Annotated in this window: 13 protein-coding genes and 1 pseudogene; 9 read left to right on the forward strand and 5 right to left on the reverse strand. The window is 61.7% G+C overall.

The features are described 5' to 3' along the window. The first annotated feature begins 16 nt into the window (after nt 1-16). From nirB to BS630_RS35715, 3 genes are read left to right on the forward strand one after another with little or no spacing between them, the layout of a single operon-like run. Nucleotides 17-2467: a nitrite reductase large subunit NirB gene (nirB, locus tag BS630_RS35705; RefSeq protein ID WP_077981209.1), complete on the forward strand. Its 2451-nt coding sequence runs from the start codon at nt 17-19 to the stop codon at nt 2465-2467. Nucleotides 2468-2471: 4 nt separating this feature from the next. Beyond that, nucleotides 2472-2807: a nitrite reductase small subunit NirD gene (gene nirD, locus BS630_RS35710; RefSeq protein WP_017960132.1), complete on the forward strand. Its 336-nt coding sequence runs from the start codon at nt 2472-2474 to the stop codon at nt 2805-2807. Next, nucleotides 2808-5465, forward strand: a complete 2658-nt coding sequence (locus BS630_RS35715) for a nitrate reductase (protein ID WP_077981210.1) — start codon at nt 2808-2810, stop codon at nt 5463-5465. A gap of 37 nt (nt 5466-5502) precedes the next feature. Here BS630_RS35715 and BS630_RS35720 read toward each other — a convergent pair whose 3' ends face one another. Both BS630_RS35720 and BS630_RS35725 read right to left on the reverse strand, forming a co-directional pair. Beyond that, nucleotides 5503-6180 (reverse strand): HAD family hydrolase, encoded by a 678-nt coding sequence (locus BS630_RS35720; RefSeq protein ID WP_077981211.1) that lies wholly within the window; start codon nt 6178-6180, stop codon nt 5503-5505. A gap of 119 nt (nt 6181-6299) precedes the next feature. Then, the gene (locus BS630_RS35725) at nt 6300-6719 is read right to left on the reverse strand and encodes a DUF2000 domain-containing protein (RefSeq protein ID WP_025394231.1); all 420 of its coding nucleotides are present in this window, start codon (nt 6717-6719) and stop codon (nt 6300-6302) included. A 136-nt stretch (nt 6720-6855) separates the two neighbouring features. Here BS630_RS35725 and BS630_RS35730 point away from each other — a divergent pair, with 136 nt between their 5' ends. Continuing rightward, on the forward strand, nt 6856-7341 hold the full coding sequence (locus BS630_RS35730; protein ID WP_025394230.1) for an Lrp/AsnC family transcriptional regulator: 486 nt from the start codon (nt 6856-6858) through the stop codon (nt 7339-7341). Nucleotides 7342-7393: 52 nt separating this feature from the next. On the opposite strand, the gene BS630_RS35735 is transcribed toward BS630_RS35730, so the two are convergent. Next, entirely contained in the window at nt 7394-7702 is a 309-nt protein-coding gene (locus tag BS630_RS35735; RefSeq protein WP_077981212.1) for a hypothetical protein, read from the reverse strand. A 210-nt stretch (nt 7703-7912) separates the two neighbouring features. Here BS630_RS35735 and BS630_RS35740 point away from each other — a divergent pair, with 210 nt between their 5' ends. The 3 genes and pseudogenes from BS630_RS35740 to BS630_RS35745 all read left to right on the forward strand — a co-directional run bounded on the left by BS630_RS35740 (nt 7913) and on the right by BS630_RS35745 (nt 10061). Beyond that, nucleotides 7913-8239, forward strand: coding sequence for a hypothetical protein (locus tag BS630_RS35740; RefSeq protein WP_025394228.1), 327 nt, complete (start codon nt 7913-7915; stop codon nt 8237-8239). A gap of 153 nt (nt 8240-8392) precedes the next feature. Continuing rightward, nucleotides 8393-8505 (forward strand): annotated as a pseudogene (locus BS630_RS38805) (deoxyribodipyrimidine photo-lyase); the annotation flags it as partial. A 296-nt stretch (nt 8506-8801) separates the two neighbouring features. After that, a complete protein-coding gene (locus tag BS630_RS35745) occupies nt 8802-10061 on the forward strand; it encodes an SAM-dependent methyltransferase (protein ID WP_077981213.1) in 1260 nt (419 codons plus the stop codon). Here the strand turns inward: BS630_RS35745 and BS630_RS35750 are convergent, their stop codons facing one another. Then, entirely contained in the window at nt 10062-10895 is an 834-nt protein-coding gene (locus BS630_RS35750) for an SDR family NAD(P)-dependent oxidoreductase (RefSeq protein ID WP_077981214.1), read from the reverse strand. A gap of 99 nt (nt 10896-10994) precedes the next feature. Then, complete coding sequence (locus BS630_RS35755) at nt 10995-11654, reverse strand: ChrR family anti-sigma-E factor (protein ID WP_170269138.1); 660 nt, start codon at nt 11652-11654, stop codon at nt 10995-10997. A gap of 226 nt (nt 11655-11880) precedes the next feature. Between BS630_RS35755 and BS630_RS35760 the strand changes: the two genes are divergently transcribed. Then, on the forward strand, nt 11881-12918 hold the full coding sequence (locus tag BS630_RS35760) for a cysteine synthase A (protein WP_077981215.1): 1038 nt from the start codon (nt 11881-11883) through the stop codon (nt 12916-12918). A 6-nt stretch (nt 12919-12924) separates the two neighbouring features. Beyond that, the gene (locus tag BS630_RS35765; protein ID WP_077981216.1) at nt 12925-13662 is read left to right on the forward strand and encodes an alanyl-tRNA editing protein; all 738 of its coding nucleotides are present in this window, start codon (nt 12925-12927) and stop codon (nt 13660-13662) included. Nucleotides 13663-13667: the final 5 nt, after the last annotated feature.

The following is a 13667-nucleotide window of genomic DNA, read 5'->3' on the forward strand; positions in this document are numbered from 1 at the left end:
CTAAGGACCTGGAAATATGACCGAAAAACTTGTCATCATCGGCAATGGCATGGCGCCCGGGCGCATGCTGGAGCACCTCTTCGAGCAGGCGCCCGGACGCTATGAAGTTACGATCTTCAATGCCGAGCCGCGCGTCAATTACGACCGCATCATGCTGTCGCCGGTTCTCTCCGGAGAAAAGGACTACGAGCAGATCATCATTCACGGCGATGGCTGGTATATCAAGCACGGCATCATGCTCTACAAGGGCCACAAGATCGTCAACATCGATCGTGCCGCCAAGACCGTCACCTCCGACCACGGCGTCACCGAAAGCTACGACAAGCTGGTGATCGCAACTGGGTCCGTGCCCTTCATCATCCCCGTTCCCGGCAAGGATCTGCCCGGCGTCATCACCTATCGCGATCTCGACGACGTGCAGGCGATGCTGCTTGCCGCCCAGTCGCGCGAAAAGGCCGTCGTCATCGGCGGCGGACTGCTTGGCCTGGAAGCAGCGGCCGGTCTTGCCCAGCGCGGCATGGACGTCACCGTACTGCACGTCATGCCGACGCTGATGGAGCGCCAGCTCGACCCCGCCGCCGGTTACCTGCTGCAGAAGGCAGTCGAGGAACGCGGCATCAAGGTCATCTGCAAGGCAAATACCAAGGCGATCGTCGGCAATGGCAAGGTCGAGGGCATCGAGCTTGACGACGGCCGTATCATCCCGGCAACGTTGGTCGTGATGGCCGTCGGCATCCGTCCGAGTGTGGGTTTGGCGAAGGACGCCGGCATTGCGGTCAATCGCGGCATCGTCGTCGATGCCGGCATGCAGACCTCGGATGGCGATATTCTCGCGCTCGGCGAATGCGCCGAGGTGGGCGGCATGGTCTATGGCCTCGTTGCGCCGCTCTATGAAATGGCCCGTATTGCCGCCTCGCATCTTTCCGGCGATCGCTCGCCCGCCTTCGTTCATGCGGATACGCCGACCAAGCTCAAGGTCACCGGCATCGAGCTTTATTCGCTCGGCGATTTCGCCGACGGCGACGACCGCGAGGAGATCGTGCTGCGCGATGCCAGCGCCGGCGTCTACAAGCGTCTGGTGCTCAAGGACAATAAGATTATCGGCACCGTGCTTTACGGTGAAACCGCCGATGGTGCCTGGTTCAATGACCTGAAGAAGAAGGCAACCGATATTTCGGAGATGCGCGAGACGCTGATCTTCGGACAGGCCTATCAGGGAGGGTCGCCGCTGGACCCTATGGCGGCCGTTGCAGCCTTGCCGGATGACGCGGAGATTTGTGGCTGCAACGGCGTATGCAAGGGCAAGATCACTTCGACGATTTCAGGCAAGGGGCTGACGTCGCTCGACGACGTACGCGCCCACACGAAGGCATCCGCCTCGTGCGGTTCCTGCACCGGCCTCGTCGAACAACTCATGGCGCTGACACTCGGCGACAGCTACAATCCGACTGCGGTCCAGCCGATGTGCACCTGCACCGAACTCGGCCATGACGACGTTCGCCGGCTGATCAAGGCCAAGGGTCTGAAGAGCATCCCTGCCGTCATGCAGGAGCTCGAGTGGAAGACTTCCTGCGGCTGCGCCAAATGTCGCCCGGCGCTCAACTATTACCTGGTCTGCGATTGGCCGGACGAATATGCCGACGACTACCAGTCGCGTTTCATCAATGAGCGCGTGCATGCCAACATCCAGAAGGACGGCACCTACTCCGTCGTTCCGCGCATGTGGGGCGGCGTCACCAATTCGAACGAGCTGCGCGCAATCGCCGATGTCGTCGACAAGTTCGAGATCCCGATGGTGAAGGTCACCGGCGGCCAGCGCATCGACCTGCTCGGCATCGAGAAGGAAGACCTGCCCGCCGTCTGGGCCGATCTCGGCAAGGCCGGCTTCGTCTCCGGCCAGGCTTATGCCAAGGGCCTGCGCACCGTGAAGACCTGTGTGGGGTCGGACTGGTGTCGCTTCGGCACGCAGGATTCCACCGGCCTCGGCATCCGGATCGAAAGGTTCATGTGGGGCTCCTGGACGCCGGCCAAGTTGAAGATGGCCGTCTCCGGCTGCCCGCGCAACTGCGCGGAAGCAACCTGCAAGGACATCGGCGTGATCTGCGTGGATTCCGGTTTCGAGATCCATTTCGCCGGTGCGGCCGGTCTCGACATCAAGGGCACGGAGGTTCTAGGGCTTGTGCGGACCGAGGACGAGGCGTTGGAGCATATCGTGGCCCTGACGCAGATGTACCGCGAGCAGGCCCGCTACCTCGAGCGCATCTACAAATGGGCCAAGCGCGTCGGCCTGGATGAAATCCGCCGTCAGATCATGGGCGATGCCGAAAAGCGCAAAGCCTATTACGACCGCTTCGTCTTCTCGCAGAAATTTGCCCAGGTCGATCCCTGGTCGGAGCGTGTTTCCGGTAAGGACAAGCATGAGTTCAAGCCGATGGCGACGATCGGCTATCCGCAGGCTGCAGAATAAGGAGATGGACATGAACTGGATCGCAATCGGTGACATCTCCGACATCCCGCTGCGCGGCGCGCGCTGCGTGAAGACGCCGCAGGGCAAGATCGCCGTCTTCCGCACGGCCGAAAACGAGGTCTTCGCCATCGAGGATCACTGCCCGCATAAGGGCGGCCCGCTCTCCCAAGGCATCGTCCACGCCAAGTCAGTCACCTGCCCGCTGCACAACTGGGTTATCTCGCTGGAAACAGGCAAGGCGCTCGGCGCCGACGAAGGCGAGGTCCGGACGATACAGGTGCTGAACGAAGACGGCAGGCTGTTCATCGCTCTGGAAAGCCTGATGATGGCGGCGGAATAGATGGCGGCTGAGGTCAAGACCACCTGTCCCTACTGCGGTGTCGGCTGCGGCGTTATCGCCACGGTCGACGAGGCAGGCGCAGTCAGCGTCAAAGGAGATCCCGAGCATCCGTCGAATTTCGGCCGGCTCTGCTCGAAGGGTTCAGCCCTTGCCGAAACCATCGATCTCGATGGCCGGCTTCTCTATCCCGAGATCGAAGGCGAACGGAGCGGCTGGGACGAGGCTCTTGATCTGGTCGCCCGCCGTTTTTCTGAAACGATCGCCGAATACGGGCCCGATTCCGTTGCCTTCTACGTCTCCGGCCAGTTGCTGACCGAGGATTACTATGTCGCCAACAAGCTGATGAAGGGCTTCATCGGCTCCGGCAATATCGACACCAATTCAAGGCTCTGCATGTCCTCCTCCGTGGCGGGGCATCGCCGCGCCTTCGGCGCCGATACGGTGCCCGGGACCTATGAGGATATCGAACTTGCGGATCTGGTGGTCCTGACCGGCTCCAACCTCGCCTGGTGTCATCCGGTCATCTACCAACGGCTTGCCGCCGCAAAGATGGCGCGGCCAAACATGCGGATCGTCGTCATCGATCCGCGACGGACGATGACCTGCGACATCGCCGACCTGCATCTCGCCATCCGTCCTGATGGCGACGTTGCGCTATTCATGGGACTGCTTGCCCATCTGGCGACCAGTCCGGCAATCGACCAGAATTATATCGGCGCCCATACAGATGGTTTCGGCGACGCTTTTGCGGCGGCCGCCGCGCTCGATATCAACGATCTCCTGGAACGGACCGGCCTGCCCGCCATGCAGATCAGGGAGTTCTTCCGGCTGTTCGAGACGACGCCGAAGGTCGTGACCTGCTACAGCCAGGGCGTCAACCAATCCTCCTCCGGCACCGACAAGGTCAATGCCATTCTCAACTGCCACCTGGCGACCGGCCGCATCGGCCGTCCCGGCATGGGACCGTTTTCGCTGACCGGCCAGCCGAATGCCATGGGCGGACGCGAGGTCGGCGGTCTCGCCAATATGCTTGCCGCCCATATGGCGATCGAGAACACCGAAGATCGGGACCGCGTGCAGCGCTTCTGGGACTCGCCCGTCATCGCCGCAAAGCCCGGCCTGAAGGCGGTCGACATGTTCCAAGCCGTGGCCGACGGACGCATCAAGGCGCTCTGGATCATGGCGACCAATCCCGTCGTCTCGATGCCGGATGCCGACAGTGTCGAAAACGCGATCGCCGCCTGTCCCTTCGTCGTCGTGTCGGACATCCTGAAAGAGACGGATACGACCCGGCACGCAAATGTGCTTCTGCCCTCGCTCGGCTGGGGCGAGAAGGATGGCACCGTCACCAATTCCGAACGGCGCATTTCAAGGCAACGATCGTTTCTTGATATCCCCGGCGATGCAAGGGCCGACTGGTGGCAGCTTGCGGAGATCGGACGCCGCATGGGATTTGCCGCCGCCTTCGATTTTGACGCGCCGGCCGCAATTTTCGCCGAACACGCCGCGCTTTCCGCCTTCGAAAATAACGGCAGCCGCGATTTCGACATCGGCGCGCGCGCCGGCATGAGCGGCGGGGCCTATGACGAACTGTCGCCCTTCCAGTGGCCGCAGGCGGCAGGGACAGAACCGAGCATCACCCGCTTCTTCGCCGAAGGCGGTTTCTTCCATCCCGATCGCAAGGCGCGCTTCGTCGCGGTCAAACCGCCCGCAACCGATCGCACCAATGCCGAGTACCCCTTCACGCTGAATACCGGGCGCATCCGCGACCAGTGGCACACGATGACGCGAACAGGAAAGAGCGCGCGGCTTTCCGCCCATATCGCCGAACCCTTTGCCGAAATCCATCCGCGCGACGCGATCGAGACCGGTATATCAAGCGCCGGCCTCGTCGAGATCGACAGCCCGCACGGCAAGGCAATCGTGCGGGCGCTGGTGACCGATCGCCAGGCGCGCGGCGGCATCTTTGCGCCGATGCACTGGAACGACCAGTTCGCCGCAAGAGCGCGCATCGACGCCGTGGTCGCGCCGGTAACCGACCCCATTTCCGGTCAACCGGCGTCGAAGAACGTTGCCGTCGCCGTCCGGCCCTTCCGCGCCACCCATTACGGTTTCGCCGTCTCCGCCACAAAACCCGCTACGCCCGACGCCGCCTATTGGGCGCTGGCAAAAGCCGCCGGCGGCTGGCGGCTTGAGCTTGCCTTCGGCGAAACCGTCGAAGACTGGACGGCCTGGTGCCGGGCGGTTTTCGCCATTCCGGCCGAGATCGAACCGCTTGGTTATGCCGACCGGCAATCCGGCGACCTCAGGCTCGCCTTCTTCGATGGCGAGGTCCTGCTTGCGGCGCTGTTTCTGGCACGCGAGCCCGTTGCCGTCGCGCGCAACTGGGCGATCTCGCAGCTCTCCGCCTCGCATGGCGACCTCAGGAAACGCTTTGCGCTCGTTGCGGGTCGTCCCGGCGCAGGCAGGCCGGATCCAGGCGCTACCGTCTGCTCCTGCTTCAGTGTCGGGGTCAACCAGATTGCGGCTGCCGTGCGCGGCGGATGTCACAGCGTCGAGGCGGTCGGCAAAGAAACCAGCGCTGGAACCAATTGCGGCTCCTGCCGCAGCGAAATCGGCAGCATCATCGATCGCTGTCTTGCCGCAGCCGCGGAGTGAACCGCACAAAAGCAAGCAGGACGCAGCCGGAGCACTGTCAGGCCGCGTTCGGGACGATCAGCATCCTGTGATCGGAGGACATGCGGACCGAGATCTCGTCATAGGATGAAAGCGTCGGGTGCGGCGTCTCCATCTTTTGGTGATGTGTTGCCGTGATGACCATGACATCGGCACCCGCCGCCTCGCCGGCGGTAATGCCGGCTGCGACATCCTCGAACACCAGGCAATCCTGCGTGCTGACGCCGAGGCGCTCGGCGCCGAGAATATAACATTGCGGGTCGGGTTTTCCGACCTTCACGTCCTCCGCCGTCACCATGAATCTCGGCACCGGCAAGCCTGCTGCCTCCAGCCGCCGGTGAGCAAGGCGTAATGGCGAGGAGGTGACGATCGCCCAGCGATCCGGGGGCAGTGAACTCAGAAAGGTCGCGGCGCCGGGAATGGCCACAACGTCGCTGACATCGGCGATCTCGGCCTCGGTCACCAGCTTCGATTCATGTTCGGGATCGACTCCAGGCAGGTTCAGCCGGGTGATCGTGTCAATGCCGCGCGATCCATGCATCTTCGGTAAAAAGGTGGCGACATCGAGCCCCTGACGCCTCGCCCAGTCGCTCCATACACGCTCGGCCGCACGGATCGAATTGAGGATGGTGCCGTCCATATCGAACAGGAAGGCGGCATAGGGCTTCTCGAAGCCGCGGGGCATCGGCAGGGACAAAGGCGGATCCTTTTAAGGAGGAGTGTCGGATGGTCGTCGTATCGTTCGATCAAACGGCAAATCATGGCCTTTTGCAAGCTTTCCCAGGACGAGCCTATCCGCACGCCCGGCCAAACGGATCAACGAAGCAGCTTTAGCGAGCCGGTCAGCGAGCGGATCCATTTCGCCGGGCCGGCGAGCCCGACGCCGTCGATAATTTCCGAAGAGAGGTCGCGTTCGGGCATCGAAGCCTCGTAATCGGCATAAAAGTGCAGCGCGCGGGCAAAACGCGGGAATGGCACGACCAGCGCACCTTCAGGGGCCGGCAGCGCCTTCAGCAGAAGTGATCTCAAATCGGTCGCCGCGGCCTGTAGCACCGGAACCGGCTTATTGGCACTGACATGAAATGCCCGACCGGCATGATCGGTCAGCCGCGCACCGGCAAGCGCGGGTGCCGCAGCACCAAGGCCGATCGACAGCACCGCAACAGTATTGGCGAGTTCGCCAACTGGCAGCCCCGGTTCGACAATCACCGCGACACGCCAATCCTCAACCATCATCCGTCCGCTCCTTCTCTGTTCGAAGTCCTCAACCTATCGAAAGGCAGAGAAATGTCCTGCCTATTCCTGACATCTCGCCTCCAAATCAGGTAAGATCTTCCCGTTAATCGATAAAACTCGAAAGGACATACCGATCATGGAATTTGAGCCGGGAGATATCCGCATATTGAAGGCGCTACAGGGCGATGGGCGGCTCACCAATCAGGAGCTTGCCGAACGCGTGGGAATGTCGACCTCGCCTTGCTGGCGCAGGGTAAAAAAGCTGGAAGAGGCAGGCGTCATCCGCGGCTATCAGGCTGTCGTCGATCGCCGCGCCGTCGGCCTCGGCGTCCTGGCTTTCGTGCGTGTCCAGATCGACACGCATTCGCATGACGAAGCCGAGCGGTTCGAGCGCGAGGTTGGTGAGCTGGAGGCGGTCATCGCCTGCTATTCCATCGCCGGCGAGGCTGATTTCCTGCTGCAGGTGGTCGCGGCTGATCTCGACAGCTACGCCGAATTCGCCATGACGGTAATCCGTCGTCTGCCCGGCATCAAAGAGATGCACACGATGTTTGTGCTGAAGGACATCAAGGCATCGACGATCCTGCCTGTTCAGGCATCGGCCGCCAGCCTTTCGCGCTGAAGTAACCGCCTGCCCCTTTCCCTCCGTCTGCGGCCTCCGGATAGCCCACCGGCTAGAAGGCCGTGCTGGCAGTGGTGGTGATCAGGTCGCAGGAAAGCCGGAGACCGATCGGATCGTGGCACAGATCATCCTCGGTGCCGGCGAGTTCCAGCCCGGCTGGAGCGTCGGCACGCAGGTAGGTCTGCGTGGTGACATCGACGCGCACGGGAGCGGCGGTCCAGAGCGAGGGGTCAATCGCGGAGATACGGCCCTTCTCGCCGCTCAGTGCAGAGGACGCAATCGCCATCCCGCTTGCCGTCAAGGCGAGTGAAAGCGCAATCTGAAGACCGAGATCTGCGGCCTCGCGCGGAGAAACGAACATAGCGGCCTCGTGCTGCAAGTTTTTAGCGTTTCATCATGCAACTACGGCAGGTAAGCGCGCCGATCCAGCGGCTTCGACCGTTAAGGTTTATGCGTAACCACGTGGGATCAGCCGTAGGGTCCGCCAGGTTTTTTGCAAATTTCGGAACAATGGTTCCATCAGGCAGTTACCCCAGGGTCATCCAAGATGAAAATCCAAGGAGGATATCCCATGTCTAGATCCCTTATTGCCGCTTCGCTGCTCGCGATCGGCATGGCGTCGTCGGCTTTTGCCCAGTCTAACCCGAGTCCGATCGGGCCAACGAATGGCGGCTCGACCGATCCCGGTTCCGGCACCTATTCATCCGATTACACTAACGATGACAACGGCATTCGTCCGGTACCCGTCTCGCCGGTCGATCCGACGACGACACAGAGCATCGGCCGCCCGCAGACGATGGAATGCCCCGGCATGCCGCGACAGATGTCCGGCGTCGACACGCGCGGCGGCCAGAGCGGTGCCTCGATCAGCGAAGCGTGCCGCGAATACGACAACTAAGCAGGCGGTTCTCCGCTCCCGGAAAAGGCCGGTTCACGCCGGCCTTATCCATGTCATGGCAGCGATGAAAGCTTTTCGTTCGCAATGAAATTTTTGATCGGGGCGTTCCGTACATCCGTGGCAGGTTGAAGAACACAGTCAGGGAACGCTTCATTGGCAAGGGACGCGGCAAAACCGGTTATCCTTTGGTTTCGCAAGGATTTGCGTCCCTTGACGACAACGAGGCTCTCAACGCAGCCCATCTCTCCGGGCGGCCGATCATCCCGTGAATTGCGGCTGAAAGCTCACGCCACGCCAGGCGTCCGGCGCCTCCGCCTGAAGTCGGCGTCCGGCCGCCCCGCCCGCTTGCACACGTGGCGGAATGACATATCAGCACGCGCGTTTTTCACACGCGCAAAGCGATGTTGCAGCACTTTCAACTGCTGCAAAATCTTATCCTCAAATCGGTTCCGATTTCAGGAGTTATGCGGTAGCCTTTCATGCAATGGCCGGAGGCCGCCCGAGTACATCGTCGCGGATGTATCGTCGTCCCGAACCGGCAAAAAATGCTGGAGGAGGAGAGATGAGCAAGGCGCAGGACTGGAATCTGCTGGCCCGTGACGCGGTGACGCTGACGGGGGAAAACATATCCCGTCTGGTGAAGGGTCTGCCCTTCAAGGCGAAGCTGGCGCTCCGCGGACTTCTGCGCATGCAGCACGGTTCGCTCGCCCTCACCCTCCCCGACGGCCGCAGGCTGCTGATCGAGGGCAAGCAGCCCGGGCCGAAGGCGGCGCTCAGCCTCAACAATTGGAACCTTGCCTATCGGGCGTTGACGAGCGGCACGATCGGGGTCGCCGAAACCTATATGGACGGCGATTGGGACAGCCCCGACATCACCGCCTTCCTTGAACTCTTCCTCGTCAACGGCGAGGCCGCGCACAGCTATGCGCACGGCAAAGGCGGCGTCAGCCGGCTCTTCGAACGCGTCCGCCATTGGATGAACGCCAATACCAAGACGGGCTCGAAGCGCAACATTTCCGCCCATTACGATCTCGGCAACGATTTCTACAGAGAATGGCTCGATCCGAGCATGACCTATTCCTCGGCGCTCTATTCCACAGGCGCCAACGATCTGCAATCGGCCCAGAACGCCAAATACCGCGCGCTTGCCGAGGCGACCGGCATCGGGCCTGGCGATCATGTGCTGGAGATCGGCTGCGGCTGGGGTGGTTTTGCCGAATTTGCCGCAAGCGAGCTGAACTGCAAGGTGACGGGGCTGACGATCAGCCGCGAGCAGCTTGCCTTCGCCGAGGCGCGCATCCACAAGGCCGGCCTCGATGACCGCGTGGAATTCCGTTTCCAGGACTACCGCGATGAAGCAGGGCTCTACGACCGGATCGTCTCGATCGAGATGTTCGAAGCGGTCGGCGAAAAATACTGGCCGTCCTATTTCTCCAAACTCCGGCAGTGTCTGAAGCCGGGCGGCAAGGCTGGCCTGCAGATCATCACCATCCGGCCGGAATCCTTCGACCAGTATCGCAGCAACCCCGACTTCATCCAGAAATACGTCTTTCCCGGCGGCATGCTGCCGACGCGCAATCATCTCGCCGAACTTGCCGGCAAGGTCGATCTGTCGCTGGTCAAGGATTTCGGGTTTGGGCTCGACTACGCCCGCACGCTCGCCGAATGGCGCGAGCGTTTCTGGTCGGTCTGGGAACGCATCCGCCCGATGGGCTTCGACGAGCGCTTCAAGCGGCTTTGGGAATTCTATCTGTTCTATTGCGAGGCCGGCTTCCGTGCCCGCAATATCGATGTGCGCCAGGTCGTGTTCTCGCGCCGTTGATCATTCCGCCGCATGCGGTGTCACCGGGTGGCGACCAGCCGACGGCGGCCGCTCCCGCCAGCCGGTCACGCGGTTCACCAGCGTGAAATAAACGCTATAGGGGAGCAGGCGCGCGAGCTTCAGCATGGTGGTGAAGCGCCTCGGAAACGTGATCTCGAAGGCCTGCGATTTCAACCCAGCGGCAATCTCCCGAGCGGCCTCCTCGACCGACACCAAAGCCCGCATCGGAAAGGCATTCTTCCTCGTTGCCGGCGTATCGACGAAGCCCGGGCAGACGAGCTGGATGCGGATGCCCATCTTGTCGAGATCGAATTTCAGGCTTTCGGCCATATTGATCAGCGCCGCCTTGGTAGCGCCATAGGCAGCCCCCGTCGGCAGGCCGCCATAGCCGGTGACGGAGGAAACGATGGCGATCTGTCCCTGCCCCTTCGCCTTCATATGGCGGATCGCCGGCAGCAGACAGTTGACCACGCCAGAAAGATTGACGGCAAAGCTCTTCTCGAAATCGGTGCGGTTCAAATCCTCGGCATGGACCGGCAGGTAGACGCCGGCATTGAGGATCGCCATGGCGAGCGTGCCGTGCTCATATTCGATGGAGGCCATGACATGTTCCATGTCCTCGGCATCGGTGACGTCGCCGTCGAGCACAATGATACTGCCCGAGAGGCCATTCGCTTCGGCTTGCAGTTCGACCAGCTTTTCGTGGCTTCTGGCCGTCACGGCGACCTTGTATCCTTCGCCGGCGAGCCTCAGTGCAAGCGCCCGGCCGATGCCCGAGCTCGCACCCGAAATCCAGACGATTCCATGTTCGGGATGGGCAATGAAATCACGCATGACATGTTCCTCCGGGCTGCCTGATCAAATGCGAAAACAGGTCCGGAAGTTCCTCAACCCCTCCGGATTTACGGCTCTATCACATTATTGTGGCTGCTTTCAGCCGATCAGGTCGCCGATCATCTGGCGGAAGGATCCGGTGAGCTTGACCGGTCCGTCCGAGACGGCAAAGGCGATGCACGGCCTGTCCTTTTCGGCGACCGGCCGGTGGTCGACCGTATCGTCGGCAATGGAGATATCACCGGGACCGAAACGACCGCGTTCATCGTTGAAGGCGCCGTCGAGAATGAGAATCAGCTCCATGCCTTTGTGGGTGTGCGCCGGCAAGGCGCGGCCCGGCCGGATCCACATCAGGCTGACCTCGCAGCTGTCCATGTCGAGCGAATATTCCTTAAAACCGGGCAACCGACGGCGCCAGGGGACATCTTCGGCCTCGAAGCCCAAGAGGGCGCGCAACGCTTGCGGAAACAGCGCGTTTTCCGGCCGTGCGGCCGTCCGTGGCGCCGGGACGGGAGACGCAGAGGAAAAGATTGCCGCAAGCCGCGCGTCGCGATCGGCAATAGCCGCTTCAGGCGCGTTTTCCAGGGCCTCCGCGGCCAGCAGCTCGAGGCTGTTCACCAGGCTGCGATTGTCCGGTTTCATTTCGAGATGAGACTGCACCAGCACACGCGCCGGCTCGGGCAAGGAGCCGGCGACATAATGCGCCATCAATGCATCGATCGTGTCGATCTGCTCATGAACCATGTCGGTTTCGGTCACGCCCTGTTGCCGCGCTCCGTTTTCGCTTTGTCGTCATCCGTACGGGGAAAGTCAATCTTCGGATCACCCCTCACACGGCGGGATTGCGGGCCATGCGTCATTTCGGAGGAGGAAAGCCAAATTTTATCGCGGCCGACAGAGGTGTGGAATAGCATTTCTTGCCAACTCAGCCTTGTGAAGGGAAAAGACCGTTCCTAAAGTAAGAGTTCGAATAGAGGCAGATTCCATGACCTTCCACCCCTCCGTCCTCGACGCCATCGGCAACACGCCCCTGATCAAACTCAAGGGCGCCTCAGAGATGACCGGCTGCACCATTCTCGGCAAGGCGGAGTTCCTCAACCCCGGCCAGTCGGTTAAGGATCGCGCCGCGCTCTACATCATCCGCTACGCAGAGCGGAAGGGGTTGCTTCGTCCGGGCGGCGTCATCGTCGAGGGTACGGCCGGCAATACCGGCATCGGGCTGACGCTGGTCGCCAAGGCGCTCGGTTATCGCACCGTCATCGTCATCCCGGAAACGCAGAGCCAGGAAAAGAAAGACGCGCTGAAGCTGCTCGGCGCCGAACTCGTCGAAGTGCCCGCCGTTCCCTACAAGAACCCGAACAACTACGTGAAGGTGTCCGGGCGGCTGGCAGAACAGCTGGCGAAGACCGAGCCGAACGGGGCGATCTGGGCAAACCAGTTCGACAACGTCGCCAACCGCCAGGCGCATGTCGAAACGACGGCAAAAGAAATATGGCAAGACACCGACGGCAAGGTCGACGGCTTCATCTGCTCGGTCGGCTCCGGCGGTACGCTGGCAGGCGTGGCTGCCGGCCTCAAGGCCTTCAACGCAGACGTCAAGATCGGCATCGCCGATCCCGATGGCGCCGCACTCTATGAATTCTACCAGAACGGCGCGCTGAAATCCGAGGGATCCTCGATCACCGAGGGCATTGGCCAGGGCCGTATCACCGCTAATCTCGAGGGCTTCACGCCTGACTATGCCTATCGGATCCCCGATGCCGAAGCGCTTCCTTATCTCTTCGACCTCGTCGAGACCGAGGGCCTCTGCCTCGGCGGATCGACGGCGATCAACATTGCCGGCGCGGTCAACCTCGCCCGGGATCTCGGACCTGGTCACACGGTGGTGACGATCCTCTGCGATTACGGCAACCGCTATCAGTCAAAACTCTTCAACCCGGATTTCCTGACGTCGAAGGGACTGCCCGTTCCGGGCTGGATGGCCAAGTCGCCCGATATCCACGTTCCCTACGAGCCCGTGTGAGACCCCATGCCCGTCAATGCCCTCTATCGTGACGACTTCTATCTCTCGACATGCGAGGCGATCGTCACCGCCGTTCACGAAGACGGGGGCATCGAACTGGACCAGACCTGCTTCTATGCGACATCAGGTGGCCAGCCTGGTGACACCGGGCTGCTCGAACGCGCCGACGGCACCAAGATCGCGCTCGGCCAGACGAAGCATGGTCCAAGCAAGGATGTCATCATCCATGTGCCACTCGAAAGTGAGCCACGGCCTGTGGTCGGAGAGACGCTGGTGCTGCATGTCGACTGGCCGCGCCGCTACAGGCTGATGCGCATGCACACGGCCTGCCACCTGCTTTCCGTCGTCTGCTCCTATCCGATCACCGGGGCTGCGGTCGGCGAGGAGGAAAGCCGCGTCGACTTCGACATGATCGAGACGATCGACAAGGACGAGGTGACGGCCAAGCTGATGGAACTGGTCGAGCAGAACCATCCGGTCACTCTGCAATGGATCACCGACGAAGAGCTTGTGGCCAACCCCGATATCGTCAAATCGAAGAACGTGCGCCCGCCGATGGGGCTCGGGCGCGTCAGCCTCGTCTGCATCGGCAAGAACTCCTCGATTGACAGCCAACCCTGCGGCGGCACACATGTCTCCGAGACTCAGGAAGTCGGCCGGATCCATATCGCCAAAATCGAGAAGAAGGGCAAAGAGAACCGGCGCTTCCGCATCCGCTTCGGCACGCCCGGCGACGAAGCCTGACCATC

It is taken from the genome of Rhizobium laguerreae, assembly GCF_002008165.1.
GTDB lineage: Bacteria > Pseudomonadota > Alphaproteobacteria > Rhizobiales > Rhizobiaceae > Rhizobium > Rhizobium laguerreae.

Bases quoted from the DNA above. Each gene is read 5' to 3' on its own strand.
- BS630_RS35740 (WP_025394228.1), top strand. From the start codon at position 7,913: ATGTCTAGATCCCTTATTGCCGCTTCGCTGCTCGCGATCGGCATGGCG.
- BS630_RS35765 (WP_077981216.1), top strand. From the start codon at position 12,925: ATGCCCGTCAATGCCCTCTATCGTGACGACTTCTATCTCTCGACATGC.
- nirB (WP_077981209.1), top strand. From the start codon at position 17: ATGACCGAAAAACTTGTCATCATCGGCAATGGCATGGCGCCCGGGCGC.
- BS630_RS35750 (WP_077981214.1), bottom strand. From the start codon at position 10,895: ATGCGTGATTTCATTGCCCATCCCGAACATGGAATCGTCTGGATTTCG.
- BS630_RS35760 (WP_077981215.1), top strand. From the start codon at position 11,881: ATGACCTTCCACCCCTCCGTCCTCGACGCCATCGGCAACACGCCCCTG.
- BS630_RS35745 (WP_077981213.1), top strand. From the start codon at position 8,802: ATGAGCAAGGCGCAGGACTGGAATCTGCTGGCCCGTGACGCGGTGACG.
- nirD (WP_017960132.1), top strand. From the start codon at position 2,472: ATGGACATGAACTGGATCGCAATCGGTGACATCTCCGACATCCCGCTG.
- BS630_RS35735 (WP_077981212.1), bottom strand. From the start codon at position 7,702: ATGTTCGTTTCTCCGCGCGAGGCCGCAGATCTCGGTCTTCAGATTGCG.
- BS630_RS35730 (WP_025394230.1), top strand. From the start codon at position 6,856: ATGGAATTTGAGCCGGGAGATATCCGCATATTGAAGGCGCTACAGGGC.
- BS630_RS35725 (WP_025394231.1), bottom strand. From the start codon at position 6,719: ATGATGGTTGAGGATTGGCGTGTCGCGGTGATTGTCGAACCGGGGCTG.
- BS630_RS35715 (WP_077981210.1), top strand. From the start codon at position 2,808: ATGGCGGCTGAGGTCAAGACCACCTGTCCCTACTGCGGTGTCGGCTGC.